Consider the following 17415-nt stretch of genomic DNA (forward strand, 5'->3'; position numbering starts at 1 on the left):
GTCAACGCCTTTCGTTCCGTCACTGGTGCCGTGGCTGCGATGGCCGTCGTCGTTAGTTTGATGATTTTTATATTGTACTACAATATGACTGCATTCGATCACATCTCGTCTCGATGGCAGCTGAACACGAAGGTGGTCTCATAAAACGAGTGCACCTACCTCCGCGCCGCTGCGGATCGACCTCGCAGGTGGCGCACACGCGCTCGACATCGACTATCTCCAGGTGGCTGCTGGAACTACGCACGTGAACGATCCGGTCATCGCGCCTTGATGCAACCGTCATCCAGCTGGGGCATCCTGATGCGCCATGTGATCCCTTCCACTGGAGCAAACCCATGCGCCCTTCCCGCTTGTTGCTGAGCGCCATCGCGATCGCCCTTCTCGGCCTGTCCGGCGCCACGCTGGCGACGCAAGTATTGCGCGTGATGACCTTCAACGTGCGCTATCCCAACCCGGACGATGGCGCGAATCGCTGGGAGCTGCGCCGCGACCTGATGGTGCGCACCATTCGCGAACAACATCCGGACGTGCTCGGCACCCAGGAGCTGTACAAGCTGCAAGGCGATTACCTGGTCAGCAAGCTGCCGCAGTACACCTGGTTCGGACTCGGCCGCTACGGCGACGATCGCGACGAGCACATGGGCGTGTTCTACCGCACCGATCGGCTGCGGCTGGTGGAATCGGGCAACTTCTGGCTGTCCGACACGCCGGATAAACCGGGCAGCATTACCTGGGGGCACCCGCTGCCGCGCATGGTCACCTGGGCGTTGTTCGAAGAGAAGGACAGCGGCCGCCGCTTCTATTACTACAACACCCACTTCCCCTATCGCGAGCAGGACGAGCCGGCGCGCACCCGCGCCGCGCAGGAAATCGTCGGGCGTCTCAAGACCTTGCCGGGCAACCTTCCGTTCGTGCTCACCGGTGACTTCAACACCACACCCGACAGCCAGGCCCATGCGCTGCTCACACAGACGCTGCAGGATGCGCGGATCAGCGCCGGCACGCGCAGCGGTCCCGAGGCCACCTTCCACGACTTCACCGGCAAGCCGGACCATCGCATCGACTGGATTCTCTACCGCGGCTTCCATGCCACCGCCGTGCACACCCTCACCACCGGCCAGGATGGCCGCTATCCATCGGATCACTTTCCGGTAAGTACCGAGCTCACCTGGGACGCCGCGTCCTCACCAGCCAAGTGAGCCGTGGCCGTTTGTTGAACGTTCCGATGCAGATGCGCAGAGAAACAATGATCCGTTGAGACTTATGGCCGGTCGATTTTCGCCCCACCCGTTCGTCGTCAAGATGAGGGCTAGTCCTCTTCATCGGAAAAACCACCATGGCAACCAACAGCCTCCGTCTCCATCGCGTTCTGCGCGCGCCGCCCGAGCGGGTCTACCGCGCCTTTCTCGAGGCCGATGCCATCGCCAAATGGCTGCCGCCGAACGGCTTCACCTGCAAGGTCCATCAGCTGGACGCGCGGGTCGGCGGCAGCTACCGGATGTCGTTCACCAACTTCTCCACCGGCAAAGGCCACAGCTTCGGCGGCACCTACCGGGAGCTCGTGCCGGGCGAACGCATTCGCTACAACGACCGCTTCGACGATCCCAACCTGCCCGGCGAGATGACGACCACCATCACCTTCCGCGCCGTTTCCTGCGGCACCGAAATGGAAGTGGTGCAGGAAGGCCTGCCCGCCGTCATTCCGGTCGAGCAGTGCTACATGGGCTGGCAGGAATCGCTGGTACTGTTGGGCAAGCTCGTGGAGCCGGAAATTCCGGATTGATTCTGCGCGGGACAAAACCTGGCCCTCAAAAACCCACGATTTTGACCGTCATCCCAGCGAAAGCTGGGATGACGAACAAGGGAAAGGTTTTCTAGGCTCCTCAGCAGGAAAAGCTCCGCCGGCTGGCCCGCACGCACGCCGTTTTGCACCGGAAAAACCTCACGCAAACGCCTTGACCAGCGCCTCGAACTGCGTGTGCAGCGATTTGTCGTGCGGGGTGATGGGCGGAACCTCGCGATCGATGCCCATCAGCTGGTAGACCGCGATCTGCGCTGCCCGAATCGAGTACTCCACCGTAAACACGACGTCATCCGCAATTTCCACAAACTGGCTGATGAACGCGAAATTCTTCGAGCCCTCAGGTACCGGCAGCGGTCGATCGCTACGCAGGCGCGGCATGAACATGCTGGTGATGTAAGGCATCCGGCACGGTATGCAGGTTGCCGATGCGACGGTCTCCTGGTCGAAGCGCAGATGCCCGCACAGCTCCTGCAGGATTTCCGCTCCGTTGCACTCGGCCATCGGCTTCGCCACGAAATTGCCGACCCGGTCCGGGAACAGCGAGTAGCCCCAGAACACCTGGGTGTCGGCAGGCTGGTTGGCGAAATGAGGTTGATGCGCCAGCACGATGGACATCAACCAATGCGAGTCCTTGAACGTCACCAGTCCGCCGGTACCTGGCTCGTTGCCGCTGAAGCGGGTCATCTTTTCGAAGAAGTCGGGATCCTTCAGCGTGACGGTGAACGACTCCCAGCACGACTGGGCCATGCAGCTGTTGAAGGCGGCAGGGTTGCCAAATGCCGGCCGACCCCGCGCCAACTTTTCCCATAGCAACCAACCGCCGCTATCCACCTTGGTCAGCCTGGCCGGTGCGCTCGTCATCGAGCCGAGGCTGGACGCATCGGTCATGGAGCCGTTCTGCATGAAAACCAGGTCGCCTTCATTCACGGCAAGTACTTCGGCGTTGCCTTGGCGCACACAATGGATCGCGGTCACCGCGAAATGGCCGTCGCCGGTGGTGTGATCGAGGTCGATCACTTTGCAATCCGTGATCAGCTTGACGCCTTTTTCGCGCAGCCACGCCGTCAGGGGCAAAACCAGGGAGTCGTACTGGTTGTAGATGGTGCGCTTGACGCCACCCAGGGTCTCGATCCGGGAAAACTCGAGCATGAATCGGTGCAGATACCGCTTGAACTCGATGGCGCTGTGCCACGGCTGAAAAGCGAATGTCGTCGCCCACATGTACCAGAATTCGGACTCGAAGAAGCCGGGCGAAAGCCAGTCAGTGATGGCGCTTGTACCCATCTCGCTCTCGTCTGCCTTGCTCAGTTTGAGCAACTCGACGCGGTCCTGCATGGAGAACCCCATCGACGTTACCGGCACCTTCGCACGACGGCTGTCGACCAGTCGCGCCAGCGAATGGGCCTTGTGCATCTCGTTGAAGGCCAGGGTTTCGTCGAACACTGTCTGACCCGGGTGGGTCAACGAGGGAATCGATTTGTAGAGATCCCAGGTGCATTCGTAGTTGTCGGTGGTCAGCATGCGGCCGCCACGCAGCGAATAGGTACCGGGCTGGATTTCCGCCCCGTCCAGGCTTCCTCCCAGAACGGGCATCGCCTCCAGGATCGAGATGTTCTCGCCCGGTACGCCGCCGTCGCGAATCATGAAGGCCGCGGCAGCCAGGGATCCTATGCCGCCGCCTACAAGATAAGCCTTTGGTTTCGTGCTCATGGATCGGGTTCCTCAAAAGTGCGATGGCGCAGTACATGCAGGCGCAGCAGAGTCGGAGGCCATCGCGAAGTTACGGGCTACCGGCGGCCTTCATGGTCTGCTCGCGCATGGGGGCCTCGAATAACTCGTCATTCCTGCGCAAGCAGGAACCCAGTGACTTTCAAGCTTTTGAAGAGCTGGAGACACTGGGTCCCAGCTTGCGCTGGGATGACGGGCGAGAGCGGGTTCTTCGGACGTCCCCACATGCGATGCCCGCCGTACCGCGCTGGGTGCCGGCAGTTTCGCAAGGAGTGAGCACGGCCAACTTGATCGTGGTCAAGCCGGGCAAGTGCCAACGTCGGCTGCGGCAACACGCCGTACCGGTGGTGAGCCCGCCATAGGCCCAAGACTTGTTTCGTTGAACGGTGGCCCGCGCGTGATGCGCAGTCCCGGTTACTTCGCCGGCAGCGAACGGTTGAAGTCGAGCGCGGCATCCACCAGTTTCTGGCGCAGCGCATCGTCGCCGTAGGCCTCCGGCGCCGCCCGCACCCAGCCTTGCATGTGCCGCCCCCGCGACAGCATCGGCACGATGCCCGGGAGATCCAGCGCCCAGCCGTCGTTGCCCTTGCCCAACCGCACCAGCATGCCGTCGTCGCGGGCGGCGCAAAGCAGGTTGCCATTCAAGAGCCACGCCCAACCGCCGAACATGGGCTTCCGGGCAAGCCTCCGTACGGTTTCCAACTGCTCGTTCAGCAGTTCCTCCAGACCTGGGTCGCGAGCCATGCGCGTTCTCCGGAAAAGGCCGAGTTCGTTACGGCTGATTGACCGCCAGAATTCCCGTCAGCGGCTTGCCTTGGATAGTGCCGAGAGAAACGTGCAGAAGACGCGCGATCGTGGGCGCGATGTCGACGTTGGGAAATGCCGGGATTTCACCCTTGGGCTGAATGCCGAAGCCCGCAGCAATAAAGATGCCCTGCATGAGGGGGTTCGAGTTGGGATAGCCGTGCTCTCCGATTTCCACAGTCGGTGTCACGAAGTCTCCCGTGTCGCCCTTGCTGAAGACATAGTCGTCTGCGGCGTAGAGCAGCAGATCGGGCGCTTGATTGCTCTGTGCCGGCGTAGGCCAGCCTTCCTTCGCCGCTTCTTGAGGAGTCAGTGCAGAGCGGATGCCGGGCTGGCCCACGTAGAGCGACTTCAATGCCTTGATCGAAGCATCCGTGGCGCGCTGCTGAAAGACCAGGGCGAACCCTCCGTCGGTCAGGCAGAAGGCGGGGCGCGCCGCAGAGTCTGCCTGCAGCCCCGCTTGCTTGAGCAGCACGTTGGGGTGCAATTGCTGGTGGACGCTTTGCTGACCGTGGTCGGAGACGATGATGAACGTGGTGCGGTCGAACTCACCGGCAGCGCGCACCGCGTCGACAACCTCTTTGACGCGGTCATCGAGAAACGCGATGGTATTGCGCCCCGCGTTGTTGCCGAAGCCCGTCTCGTGCTCGATGCTGTCCAGCGCCAGCAAGTGCAGCAACAGCAGGTCGGGATGATGCTTCTGGATGATGTCGACAGCCGCGCGGGTATACATGCGATCGCGCCACGCCTGGGATGGCACGCCGAAATGCGCGAGTTGATCGTGCGTGATGACGTCCTGCCGCACGAGGTCCTGCTCGATCGCGCCGTCGGGATCGGGGTGCTCGGCAAACTGCCAGTCGATGTTTTGTGAGCCTTCGATGGCGACCCAGTCCACCTGCGCCGTCGTGAGACCCGCCTGGTGCGCGGCATCGTAGACGGTGGGAACGGCGACCAGCTGGGACTTTGGCGCGCCCATGTCGATGCCGGGCAGCGTCGTGCTGCGCTGGTTGACGATGAGCCCGTTGACCAGCACGTGATGCAGGCTCGCGTTGACGCCGGTGACCATGGCCGTATGGTTCGGCCAGGTGACAGTGGGGTTGATCGGCTGCATGGAAACCGCATAGGCGCCGCGCTGCATCAGCGCATGCAGCGTCGGCGCCGGTAGCTGCGGCTCATGCAGGCTGGCCGCGCCGAAGGCGTCCAGACTGATGACGATGATCTTCGGACGCTGCGCCGCAGGCGCTGCCTGCGCGCGAGATGGAAGCGAGACCCCGCTCGCAAAGAGCATCGCCGTGGCCACGATGGTTCGAAACAAAGAGGAGGCTGAGCACATCATGCGATTCCGTCGGTGGAGAAAAAGCGCCTTTCACAACATTGCATCACTCGATCACTTTGCGTCATCCACTGTCCCGCTCGTGGCAGGTGTGCCGGGCGTCTTTTTGAGCAGCCATGAATTGATCAGCGGCGATTTGAGCAGCAGCGATTTGATCAGGGATGAGCTCGCCGTATCCACGGGTTTGCCTACCTGCTCCGGGTCCCATACGAAAGTCGCCACACTCTGCGGTGGCATCGTGTACTGGAAGCGGGTTTCCCCCTGCATCACCGAGACGCTGCGGGCCTCCGCTTTGCTGTTCACCATCACCAGCACGACCGATCCGTCGGAAGCATTCTGGAACGCCACATTGGCGAGTCCCTTGTCGGGATCGCCGGAGCCCACCCGGAAAGCGCCGGGCAGGACGAAACGACTGAAGTGGGCGAACGCGTAGTACTCATCGTTACGGCTCACCTCGCCCGTGTGCGAGTCGATCGTGACCACACCCTTGCAGGCGTCGCACCCACCGAAGTGCGGACCGTGTTGCTCGTCGAGCGCCAGGTTCCAGTACACCACGCCGCGTGCCCAATGCCTGATCCCGGCGAGCAGCAGGTCTCGCGCAAACCACAGCAGTTCACCGTTCTTGGTGGCCTCCCAGTCGCCTCCGGAACACTCGGTGATGTAGGCGTCCTTCTTGGGAAACGCACGATGCACTTCGCTTTGCGCAGACGCGATGCCTCGATAGCAGTGCCAGGCAATGCCATCGACATAACGCGAAGCATCGGGATCGGCCAACACGCTCAGGGGTTGCTCAGGCTCGTCCCAGTTGTGGTCCCATCCGAGAATAAGCGTCTTTGGCTTGCGGTTTGCCAACGCCGGGCCGAGATATTGGGTGATGATGCGCGCCCGGGTTGCCGCAGGCAATTCCGTACTCGGGTAAGTCAGCGGTACAAAGCCCGGTTCGTTCTGCAAGGTCAATGCAAAGATGGGGATGCCGTAGCCACGGAAGGTATCGAGGTACTTGACGAGATAGGTCGCGTACGTGCTTTCGAACTGCGGCAGCAACTCGCCGCCGATCAGGTTTGCGCTGGCCTTCATCCACGCCGGCGCGCTCCATGGCGACGCGATGATGCGCAGCTGCGGATTGACAGTCAGCGCCTCGCGCACCGTAGGTATGACGTCGCGCAGATTGGATGCGACATTGAAATGCAGCAACTGCGGATCGGTCTGGCCGAAAGGAACATCATCCAGGGTGTATTGCTGCAGCGAGAAATCCGAGGCGCCGATGGTGAGGCGCGTCATGTTCAGATTGAGGTTGGGCGGTGGGCCGAACAGCTCGTGCAGCAGTGCGCTGCGCTGCCGATAATTCAGCTTGTTCTGCAGCAGCCACGCCGACGAATCCGTCAGCGCTGCGCCGAAGCCCACGATGGATTGATATTTCTTGCCGATGTCGATGACCACGTCGGCGGGCGACGACTCGTGGGCGCTCAGCGCGATGTCAGGCTGCTGCACCAGACGCAGCCGACGATCCGCCGTACTCAGCCACAATTTGACCCCGGCTGTCACCGGAAGCGGCGTCACGGTAACTTCGGCCCGTACCCCGAAATGCTCGCGACGCGGCACGTAAAGAGCAGCCAGTGCGAACAGGGAAAGCAAAACGATGGACGAGACCGCCATCCGGCGAGAAATATATTCGCCCTCATCCATGGCGCGCACGAAGCCCATCGTCCACGTTGCAGTTCACTTGCGACAACTCCACGATGACGAAGCTTCCGGGCGAAGGGATTACCGGACCATTTTGAATCCGAAACTCGGCAGATGTCACTCTACCGGGGCTGCGAAACAGTGAACGGGGTCGGCTTTCCCAAGGTACATGCCGAGCCGCACCCTTTTCTCAAGCCGACTTTCGAAAAAAATGCACACAGATCCTGGTCTCAGAGCTTCCCGGCTCCCTTGCGCAGCCAGGAATCGATCAGGGATTTCTCGTAGCGCAGCGGATCCTGATCCGATCCAAAGCCGTGGCTGAGAAAGGCCGGGTCTCGCAGCTTGCGTTGGCCCTCGCGCAGCACCTTGCCGTCGGCACTGTACAAAGTGAAGTTCAGGTCGATGCGCGGCGGGTACAAGTCCTTGATGACGCGCACGTCGTCGAAGCGAGGCCCGCGCCAGGGCTCGTATTCGCCGGCACGGTCCACATCGGTCACCTCGATGTCCAGCCGCTGGCCCGGCGCCAGCATGCGCGAGGCGCGCTGGACGATGTAGGCCCTGAGCGGCTCCAGGTATTCGTCGGCCTTGATCAGGTGCACCCCGGAACTACGCTTCGCCTCGGTGAAGTGCTGGGGATCCTTGTAGTGCACGTCGACGTTGTCCTGCGGTGCCGCCGCCCACCCCGCGGCGGAAGCAAAGGCCAGGCAGGCAACACACAGCAGGCGGAACAGCGAGGAAGATTTCATGGCAGGCCTCCCGGAACGGACTTCAGTATACGTCCGGGTCGGAAGACGGGTCTGAAAAACCGCCCACCCGATTCACCTTCTCCATCGCCATCAGCTTGGCGCTCACTCCCACGGGGTCCGACAAGCCATTTGTACCCGGCATCCGTTTGATCGACTCCCGTACACAAGGTGTCGGTGCAGCGATGCGCCAGGCGCAGCGCCTCTTTGGCGTTACAAGCCGTCATTGCATGGACGTCGATGTATGGCGAAACCTGACTCCCCGGGAATTGATCGCGCGACACATTTCGCCAAGCGATGTGGATCAAACCGACGAGAAATATCACTGCAATCAACCGCTGGGTTTGAGTTTTTAGTCGATGCTAATTAAAGAGCGAAGGGCGACCCTTGGCCTCCGGCAGCCTCTCAATACCTGCCATCCGATTCGACCCATCTGCCTGATCATAAGCCTGCAATGACTCAGGTGTTGTTGGGGTCGATCGTGACGGACGCGCCTGCATGAAGCGCGATCGGCTTCGTCCATGCACTGCATTTCACGCGCGTCTGTTCGCCGCCGATGCTTCGTACCGTGACCGACGCGATCTTGCCTTGTCGCCAGGAGAAGTCGACCTGAAAGCCGCCGCGCGCGCCCATGCCCGTCACGCTACCCGAGGCCGCCCAGGCCTTGGGGAGTGCCGGTAGCAGCTCGATCAAGCCAGGGCGCGAATACATCAACATTTCCAGCATCGCTGTCGGCGTGCCGTAATTGGCGTCGATCTGGAAGGCGTCGCTGTCGGCGCTTAGGTTGTACACATCGAAGAAATTCTGCGCGGTGCCATTGCTGTGGTTTTTCGATGGCAACAGATTGGTGAGCAACAGCTGATAGGCCTTTTCCGCCTTCTTCAGGCGTGCCCAGCAAATCGCACGCCAGGCGCAAGCCCAGCCATAGCCGCTCGTGCCCCGCGCCTCAAGCAGTTTGGTAACGCCTTCGATCAAGGCGGGCGGGCTGTCGTCGAGGCGAATGCGATCGCCGGGAAAGAAGCCCACCAGCGGCGACAAATGGCGGTGCCTCGTCTCACCGAGATTACCCGGCGTCATCCATTCCTCCAGCCAGCCGCTCTTGGGGCTCACCTGAGGCAGATACAGGCGTGCCTGCAGCTGCGCTATCGATGCGGCGTAGTCCGCGTCCTTGCTCAAAAGCGAACTGGCCTGACGATAGTTTTCGAACAGGTCCCACACCCATTCCTGTGCATAGGTGATGCCCTTGGCATCGAGCGGACCCTGCTCCGGCGACCAGTCGGCGTCATCGATCAGGACACCGCGCGCGACGCCAGTCTGCGGATCCGTCACAGTAATGGTAAGCAGGCGCGACTCCCAAAACTCGCAGGCGCCCTTGAGCAGGGGATAGATGCGCGCGAGGTGGTTGCGATCCTGGGTGTACTGATAGTGCTGCCAAAGATTGTTGCACAGCCATGCATTGCCGGCCGGGTGCCACCGCCAGCCTGCGCCGCCATAGATATTGGTGGAAATACCCATCGTCCAGCCGGCGATCTTGCCCGAACTATTGCGAAACACATTACGCGGATCGTTGAAGTACCGATGCGTCATGGCCGTCCAGGAGGCTACCTGGCTGAGGCAATAGTCGGTCAAGGCATCGAAGCACGAAGGCAGCCCGGCGCGATCCGGCAGCCAGTAATTCATCTGGATATTGACGTCGCTGTGATAGTCGGCCATCCAGGGAGGCGCGTTGTTGTTTATCCAGAGGCCTTGCAGACCGGTCGGCAAGCTGTCGCGCGAACCGGCGATCGTCAGATAACGCCCAAACTGCAGATAAGACGCTTCCAGCTCCGGGTCTGCTGGCGAACCGGTCGCGGCCCGTGCCTGAAGACGCGCCCACGTATCCATCTCGCGCTGCGCCTTCGTCGACGCGCCGAAGTCGACATTCATCGTGTCGAATAAGGAACGATAGTCGAGCACGTGCGTATGCAGCAGCATTGCCGGCGTATGTTTGGCGGCAGCTTCTGCTTTCTTCACCGAAAGCTTTAATGAATCGAGCGAGGCATCCATGAAGCTCATCGCCGGATCCGGGGTGTAGTTGGTGCCTCCGCAGAAGATGATCGTGAGCGCCTCGCAGTTCGCAAAGCGAAGCCCCTTGGCATCCGTCGTCACCGTACCGGACGCCGCCACGGCCTTGATGTTCGCCGCGTACTTGAGGCCGTTGTCCAGGACGCCTTCGAAATGGCTGCTCGCACTCTCGGCTTCATGGCGGGCGGCTTCGCCATGCATACCCTGCAACTCGATAGAGCCGTTATAGACGCCACCGCCGGTTTGAGACAGATGGACGGCAATCATGTCATCGGGGTGGCTGGCAAAGATTTCACACGCATAACCGACGCCATTTTTTTGATACGTCACGCGAATGCATCCCTGTCCCAAGTCCAGCTCGCGACGGTACCCGGTGATGTTCGCGGCCTCATGCCCTTCTATCGACATGTACAGCTTGGCCAGCATCACCAGGCTGCCGAAGTGCCCCGTCGTGTACTCGAACTGACCATCGTCACCTAGCAGCACATCGCCTTTTCCGAGCCACATCGAGGCATCGGTGAGGTAAAGAAAATTTCGCACCGGACTGCCACCGACCAGAGCACCAAGACGCCCGTTGCCGATGGGCAAGCCCTCGCGCAGTACGTTCGACTCCGGCGCCGGCGTGCCGTACCAAAGCGTATGCCTCGATGCCGCCACCGGCAGAGAGCCGACGGGGCGTTGTACGGCGCTGCCTTCGGCAAACCTGGGTAAACCAAGCCATGGCAGCATGGCCGCCGTGGCGCCGGTCATTTTCAAGAACCAGCGCCTGGCCATCAGATCGGTACGCGCCCGATCCAGTCGCACTGGCCGTTCTTCGTTACTCATCGGCATTCTCTTGGGATCTTATCGTCGGCATCTCGAGTAACCATTACTTGCCACTCGGGCAGGTTTGCGTGGCGGTACCAGCGAATGGCCAGGCCGAACCAACACCCATGCAGAGACATTCGTTGAAGAATTCGTCCTTTAGGTGTTTAACCGCCACAGGCGCAGCGCTCGGTGCGCATGCAAGCTGTAGCGCATCTGCCCAACACGAAGGGGCAACACCTTAACCCGTCTATTCATGACGCTCGTTTTTGAGCGCGTCCTGCTTTATTGATTGCCAACGGGGTGTTCGCGCAAAACCTCGCCATCCGTCGTGGCTGCGACGTGGGCATGCCGGTAGTGCGTGTCGGCGACCGTTGGCAGGTGGGCTATGAAATCCACGCACCCAACTTTTCCGCCGAACGGCTTACCGTCACCAAGTTCACCGTAGACGATGCACGCGACACGATCATCGAGCTTTCGCCTGATGGACCATGCCGCCATGGTTGGCATCGTCGCCTCTTGAAGGGAAAATGGATCGAAAGTTTATTTGTCGTACTATAGTATATCCTCTACTTGACTTGCATCACGCATCCTTGTCAAGAGTAGTTGGAGATGTGGGCGTGGCCGCCGCTGAGCATGCTCGGTCGCAACGGTCGCAAAGTGACCGGTGGCAGTTCGGCAAACGACAAAAGGGGTTCCTCGCTTGATGAAATTTTCAAGAACATGCGCCCGCCGTTATATGGCGATCCTTGGCGCGATGATGTTGATGGCATGTGGCGCGATGGTCGATGCACGAGCTGCGGCCAGCGACGGCGCAGCACACATCAATGTATCGGGCCATGTCTTCCGGCTGGATGCGGCCAAGGTGACCTACGCGCTTGGGGTCAACGAAAAAGGACAGCTTCAGTCGATCTATTGGGGACCGCGACTGGCACCGAGCGACCCTTTGCCGGCCCCCGTCGCGCCTCCCGGCCGCGACGCCATCGACGGCGTAGTCAATGTGATCCCACAGGAATATGCCGGTTGGGGCGAAGGCCTCTACTACGAGCCGGATCTCAAGGTGACGTTTCCAGACGGCAATCGCGACCTGGTCCTGCGCTACGTGTCGAACAGCGTGCATGACAACGTGCTGTCCGTCGTCTTGAAGGACATCGAGCGCCCGATCGTCGTCACCTTGCAGTACGAGATCGACCCAGGCACGGGCATCCTGCGGCGCAACGCGGTCATCGAGAACCGGGCGGCGACGCCGGTTATCGTTGAACAGGCGAGCGCGGGTACGTGGATCTTGCCGCGCAGCCGCGATTACACGCTGCGGTACCTTGCAGGCCGCTGGGCGGGCGAGAACGACATCTACGAGCGCCCGGTGCAGCCGGGCAAGACCGTGCTCGAAAGCCGCCGCGGCAGTACCGGCATGCAGAACGAGCCATGGTTCGCCATCCGCCGTAACGACGCAAACGAAACACATGGACAGGTCTGGTTTGGCGCCTTGGCTTGGAGCGGCTCCTGGCAGATGACGATCGAGCAGGACCAGGCCGAGCAGGTACGCGTCACAGGCGGCTTCAATCCGTTTGATTTCGGCTACAAGCTGGCGCCCGGTGCAAGTCTGCAGACACCCAGCTTCTATGCGGGCGTCACCAACGGCGGCATGGGCGAGGCTTCGCGACTGATGCACCGGCTGGAGCTCACTCGCATCCTGCCGCAGGCGCCACACCCGCGTGCGCGGCCCGTGCTCTACAACTCCTGGGAGGCGACGGGCTTCGACGTCAACGAAGCCGGGCAGACCGCGCTCGCGGAGAAGGCGGCAAGCATCGGCGTCGAACGTTTTGTGATGGATGACGGCTGGTTCGGCGCGCGCAACAACGACAAGGCCGGGCTGGGCGATTGGACCGTCAATCCACAGAAATTCCCGCACAGGCTGAAGCCTTTGATCGATCGCGTCCACGCGCTGGGCATGGACTTCGGCATCTGGGTCGAACCGGAGATGGTCAACCCGGACAGCGACCTGTACCGCGCGCATCCAGACTGGGTGCTCAACATGACCGGCCGCCCGCGCAGCCTGGGCCGCAACCAAATGGTGCTCAACCTCGCCCGGCCAGACGTCCGCGCCTACGTGTTCCATGCGCTGGACACATTGCTGAGCGAAAACCAGATCGCCTTCCTCAAGTGGGACTACAACCGCAGCTGGTCCGAACCAGGTTGGCCACAGCTGTCGCCCGACCAGCAGAAGAATGTCTACGTCGACTTCGTGCGCAATGTCTACGGCATTCTCGAAGAACTACGCCACAAGCATCCGAACGTGGAGATTGAATCGTGCTCCAGCGGCGGCGGTCGCGTGGACCTTGGCATCATGCATCTCACCGACGAAGTCTGGCCTTCCGACAACACGGATGCGTTCGACCGTCTGCGCATCCAGGACGGCTTTACCCAGGCGCATACGCCGGGGGTGATGATGGCCTGGGTTACCGACTCGCCCTCCTCCATGGATGGGCGCAGCATGTCGCTGGAATACCGTTTCCTGTCCGCCATGCAGGGCTCGCTCGGTATCGGCGCGAACCTGACGAAATGGACCGCGCAGGACGTGGCCACCGCACAACGCCTGGTCGCCGACTACAAGGTGATCCGCGAGACCGTGCAGCATGGCGACCTGTATCGCCTGGTTTCGCCCGATAACGGCAGCGAGCACTCGGCTACCGAGAGCGTATCGCCCGACAAGGCCCATGCCGTGCTGTTCGCATTCCTGCATTCCAGCGCCGAAGGCTATCCGTACCCCACGGTGCGGCTCCAGGGGCTCGATCCGAATGTGCGCTACCGCATGCGCGTACTCCAGGGAGCGTTGGCCGAGCGTACGCCGACCGTGGCGAGCGGCGCCTACTGGATGAACGCAGGTATCGACGTCGTGATGCGTGGCGATTTTCAAGGTGCCGCCATCGCCTTCGACCGCGAGTAGCGGATGCGCCGGCCGATGATCGAGGAAGAGGGTTGCTGGATCGAGAACACGCATTTGCGCGTGCAGGTGCTACCAATGCAGGGGGGCGGCTTAGGCCGCTTCGACTGGCTTGGACGAGACGTCGCCCTCCCCTTGCTGCGCCCGTACATACCGTCGCCTGCGGATGGCCGCGGGGTCTTCGATCCCAACCGCCTGGCCTGTTATCCCCTCGTGCCATGGAGCAATCGCATTTCGTGCGGAGGATTCGACTTTGCCGGCACCTCGGTGGCCTTGTCGCCCAACTGTCCCGGCGAGCCCTATCCCATCCACGGTAGCGGCTGGCGCCGCTCGTGGACAACGCAGTCGCATACCGCCGATGAAGTTCAGCTGGTGCTGGACGAGCAAGTGCCGGATGCCTACACCTACCGAGCCATGCTCACTTACGCACTGCGTGAGGACTCGCTGGAGATCGAACTGTGCGTGACCAATACGGGCGACGCGGCGCTGCCGTTCGGGCTTGGCTTGCATCCGTTCATCGCACTGCACGACGGCGTTACCTTGCACGCGCCCGCCGCCCGCGTATGGCAGAACGACGGCCTCTCGCCACTGCCATTGGAGAACGTATCAGTGCCCTCCGACTGGGACTTTCGGCAGCCGAAGGCATTGCCGGGCGAAGTGCTGAATCACTGCTTCCTGCCCTGGTCGGGCAAAGCCACAGTGCATTGGCCCCGGCAAAGACTGCGCTTGCACGTATTGGCGGATGTCGACGCCTTCCTGCTCTACACGCCGGACGAGGCGGATTTCTTCTGTTTCGAACCAGTCGACCATCCGATCGACGCCGTGCACTTGCCCGGCGGGCCACTGGCGCACGGCATGACGGCTCTGGCGCCAGGCGAGCGCCTGTGCCGGCATTTTTGCTTCCGCGTGGAGGACGATGATGCAGCTCCCGCCATGCCATCGGGCGCCGCAGCTTTCGGGAGGAGAACCACGTGAACCCACGCCTTGAGAACAGAGCCGCCTTGATCACGGGCGCCGCCAGCGGCATCGGCAGCGCCATCGCCAAGCTTTTCGCGCGCGAAGGTGCATCGCTGGCGCTGCTGGACGTGGACGCTGCCGCGGCCGAAGCGCTGGCGCGTCAGCTCGTAGACTCGGGCCACCCCGCCATCGCCGTGCAAGCAGACGTGTCGGATGCCGACGAGGTGCGGCACGCCGTGGCGCGGTCCCGGGAAGCGCTCGGTCGCATCGACATCCTGATCAACGGCGCCGGCGTCAACGTCTTTCGCGATCCGCTGACGTTGAGCGAAGCGGACTGGCAGTGCAACCTCGGCGTCAACCTGCAAGGTGCCTGGCACTGTGCCCGTGCGGTGCTGCCATCGATGCTCGAAGCAGGCTACGGGCATATCGTGAACATTGCATCCGTGCATGGGCACAAGATCATTCCGGGCAGTTTCCCCTACCCGGTCGCCAAACACGGCCTCATCGGACTCACTCGCGCGCTGGGGCTGGAATACGCTGACCGCGGCATTCGCGTGAACTCGATTTCGCCGGGACTGATCCTGACGCCGGCGACCGAACGCTATTTCCAGTCATGCCCGGACCCCGAAGCCGAGCGCCGCAGGCAGACTGACCTTCTGCCCTGCAAACGCATCGGCGAGCCCGAAGAGGTCGCGTATGCCGCGCTATTCCTGGCCAGCGACGAGGCGCGCTTTATCAACGCGACGGACTTGCTGATCGACGGCGGCCGCAGCCAGCTCTATCACGCTTGACGTTCGGGTTGATCGTAGACAGGCTCTCAGCGCCCATCGGTGCGGCGTTCGAGCCGAGCTTCCAGCACCTCGAGCGGTACGCCGGCAGTCTCCGGAACACGTCGCAGCACGAACAGGAAGCCGGCACCGCAGATCAGGCCGTACAACCAGAAACTGCCTGCCGGCCCAAGATGCGCGTTGAGCCACGGGAACGTATAGGTGAGTACGAAGCACGCGGTCCAGAGACAAAACACACTCATGGCGATCGCTTGTGCGCGGATTCGGTCGGGGAAGATTTCAGACAGCAGCACCCAGGTGACCGGCGCCAACGTCGTGGCGTAGATCGCGATAGCCGCGAGCACGAGCAGCAACACCGGCAGGCCGAGCAAGTGCAGCGCATAAGCGCCACCGATCAGCAGATAGACAGCAAACAGACCACCAGCGCCGATCAGCATGAGCTTGCGCCGCCCCCAGCGATCCACCAGCACCAGTGCCAGCAGCGTGAACAACAGATTGACTGAGCCGGTGGCGACAATCGACCTGAGCCCTTCATTGATGTCGAATCCCGCCGACGCGAAGATGTCCTGCGCATAGTTGAAGATAACGTTTATCCCGCACCATTGTTGGAACACCGCTAGCGTCACGCCGATCACGGCTACCGGGCGTACGCGCCGGTCGAGCAGATCACGCCAGGTCACGCCAGCGCCAGAGGTGGAGTCCTGCACCGTGCGGATGGCTGCCAGCGAAGCGCGCGCATAGGCGTCGCCGCCGATCTTCGCCAGCACCCGCTCCGCTGCATCGTGGCGGCCTCGCCGGCTCAACCATCGTGGCGACTCAGGTATGACCATCGCCAGCACGAAGAACAGCACTGCCGGCACGCCGCCGCTCAAGAACATCCAGCGCCACCCGTATTGCACGTTCCACGATTGCAGCAGCACGTGCGCATCAAGCCCCGGCGGCACCGGCCGGGCGATGCACAGGTTCACCAACTGCGCCAGCAGCACGCCGACGACGATGGTGAACTGGTTGATCGCGACGAAGCGTCCCCGATGTGCTGCAGGGCTGACTTCGGCGATGTACAGCGGCGAGATGCTGGACGCCAGGCCGATACCGAGTCCGCCGATGATGCGGAAAGCCGCAAAGCTGCCGGCACCGTCCGCCCATGCAGTGCCCAGCGCGCAGATCAAGAACACTGCCGCCGAGACGATGAGCACTGCGCGCCGGCCGAAACGGTCGGCAAGCTTGCCCGCCATAGCAGCTCCAGCGATGCAACCAACCAGGGCTGCGCTCATCAGCCAGCCGGACATCGCCGGGTCGTGGATGCCGAAATAGGTTTCGTAGAAAATCTTGGCGCCGCCAATGACGACCCAGTCGTAGCCGAAAAGCAGACCACCGAGCGCTGCGACCAGGCAAATCAGCCATATATAGAGGCCGCTATCGGCATTCACGGCATTGGCGTCGTCAGGCGCGCCATTCGCGATCTGCACAGGCAATTCCTCTGGATATTGTCAGTCTCGATTCGTCGCATGAACTATGCGGCGATAGCGTCTTCACGCCTGCCCCGAGTCCTGGACCATATTTGTCGTACAATTGTGCAGGAAGCGATAGTTGCACGCAACCGGAGCTGCCGCAGCGAAAACCGATCAGCTATCCATGCTCTTCAGCACTCAAATCACAAACTGGACCCGCCGCGATGGCGTACGGGTAATTCCCCTTTTAAAATTGCCGAAAAATCCGAGTAGAGTGGAATTAACTAAGGAGCCTGGGCGCGAGAAAATAAC

13 protein-coding genes are annotated in these 17415 nt (G+C 61.7%); 6 read left to right on the forward strand and 7 right to left on the reverse strand.

The window, feature by feature from the left end; genetic code table 11:
* Positions 1-335: 335 nt before the first annotated feature.
* A complete protein-coding gene (locus BUA26_RS18660; RefSeq protein ID WP_072762393.1) occupies positions 336-1199 on the forward strand; it encodes an endonuclease/exonuclease/phosphatase family protein in 864 nt (287 codons plus the stop codon).
* Between the two features lie 137 nt (positions 1200-1336).
* Positions 1337-1783 carry an SRPBCC family protein gene (locus BUA26_RS18665; RefSeq protein WP_072762394.1) on the forward strand — a complete coding sequence of 149 codons (447 nt, stop codon included), beginning with the start codon at positions 1337-1339 and terminating at the stop codon, positions 1781-1783.
* Between the two features lie 159 nt (positions 1784-1942).
* On the opposite strand, the gene BUA26_RS18670 is transcribed toward BUA26_RS18665, so the two are convergent.
* The 6 genes from BUA26_RS18670 to BUA26_RS18700 all read right to left on the reverse strand — a co-directional run bounded on the left by BUA26_RS18670 (position 1943) and on the right by BUA26_RS18700 (position 10933).
* Positions 1943-3514 carry an oleate hydratase gene (locus BUA26_RS18670; RefSeq protein ID WP_072762395.1) on the reverse strand — a complete coding sequence of 524 codons (1572 nt, stop codon included), beginning with the start codon at positions 3512-3514 and terminating at the stop codon, positions 1943-1945.
* Positions 3515-3946: 432 nt separating this feature from the next.
* Positions 3947-4276: a TfoX/Sxy family protein gene (locus tag BUA26_RS18680; RefSeq protein ID WP_072762397.1), complete on the reverse strand. Its 330-nt coding sequence runs from the start codon at positions 4274-4276 to the stop codon at positions 3947-3949.
* A 28-nt stretch (positions 4277-4304) separates the two neighbouring features.
* A complete protein-coding gene (locus BUA26_RS18685; RefSeq protein ID WP_072762434.1) occupies positions 4305-5669 on the reverse strand; it encodes an alkaline phosphatase family protein in 1365 nt (454 codons plus the stop codon).
* Between the two features lie 54 nt (positions 5670-5723).
* Positions 5724-7355: a glycoside hydrolase family 30 protein gene (locus tag BUA26_RS18690; protein ID WP_083573095.1), complete on the reverse strand. Its 1632-nt coding sequence runs from the start codon at positions 7353-7355 to the stop codon at positions 5724-5726.
* Positions 7356-7582: 227 nt separating this feature from the next.
* The gene (locus BUA26_RS18695) at positions 7583-8098 is read right to left on the reverse strand and encodes a DUF3016 domain-containing protein (RefSeq protein WP_072762398.1); all 516 of its coding nucleotides are present in this window, start codon (positions 8096-8098) and stop codon (positions 7583-7585) included.
* Positions 8099-8554: 456 nt separating this feature from the next.
* The gene (locus tag BUA26_RS18700) at positions 8555-10933 is read right to left on the reverse strand and encodes a glycosyl hydrolase family 95 catalytic domain-containing protein (RefSeq protein WP_072762435.1); all 2379 of its coding nucleotides are present in this window, start codon (positions 10931-10933) and stop codon (positions 8555-8557) included.
* Between the two features lie 333 nt (positions 10934-11266).
* On the opposite strand from BUA26_RS18700, the gene BUA26_RS18705 reads away from it, so the two are divergent.
* The 4 genes from BUA26_RS18705 (at position 11267) to BUA26_RS18720 (ending at position 15655) form a co-directional block, all read left to right on the forward strand.
* Positions 11267-11524, forward strand: a complete 258-nt coding sequence (locus BUA26_RS18705) for a hypothetical protein (protein WP_143154331.1) — start codon at positions 11267-11269, stop codon at positions 11522-11524.
* A 199-nt stretch (positions 11525-11723) separates the two neighbouring features.
* Complete coding sequence (locus tag BUA26_RS18710; protein ID WP_255368415.1) at positions 11724-13910, forward strand: alpha-galactosidase; 2187 nt, start codon at positions 11724-11726, stop codon at positions 13908-13910.
* Positions 13911-13913: 3 nt separating this feature from the next.
* Positions 13914-14882, forward strand: a complete 969-nt coding sequence (locus BUA26_RS18715; RefSeq protein ID WP_072762401.1) for an aldose 1-epimerase — start codon at positions 13914-13916, stop codon at positions 14880-14882.
* Positions 14879-15655 (forward strand): SDR family oxidoreductase, encoded by a 777-nt coding sequence (locus BUA26_RS18720; RefSeq protein ID WP_072762402.1) that lies wholly within the window; start codon positions 14879-14881, stop codon positions 15653-15655. Before BUA26_RS18715 ends, BUA26_RS18720 begins: the two co-directional genes overlap by 4 nt.
* Before the next feature lie 26 nt (positions 15656-15681).
* Here the strand turns inward: BUA26_RS18720 and BUA26_RS18725 are convergent, their stop codons facing one another.
* Positions 15682-17121 (reverse strand): sugar porter family MFS transporter, encoded by a 1440-nt coding sequence (locus tag BUA26_RS18725; protein ID WP_218587860.1) that lies wholly within the window; start codon positions 17119-17121, stop codon positions 15682-15684.
* Positions 17122-17415 lie beyond the last annotated feature (294 nt).

This window comes from Rhodanobacter sp. OK091 (assembly GCF_900142825.1).
Taxonomy (GTDB): Bacteria; Pseudomonadota; Gammaproteobacteria; order Xanthomonadales; family Rhodanobacteraceae; genus Rhodanobacter.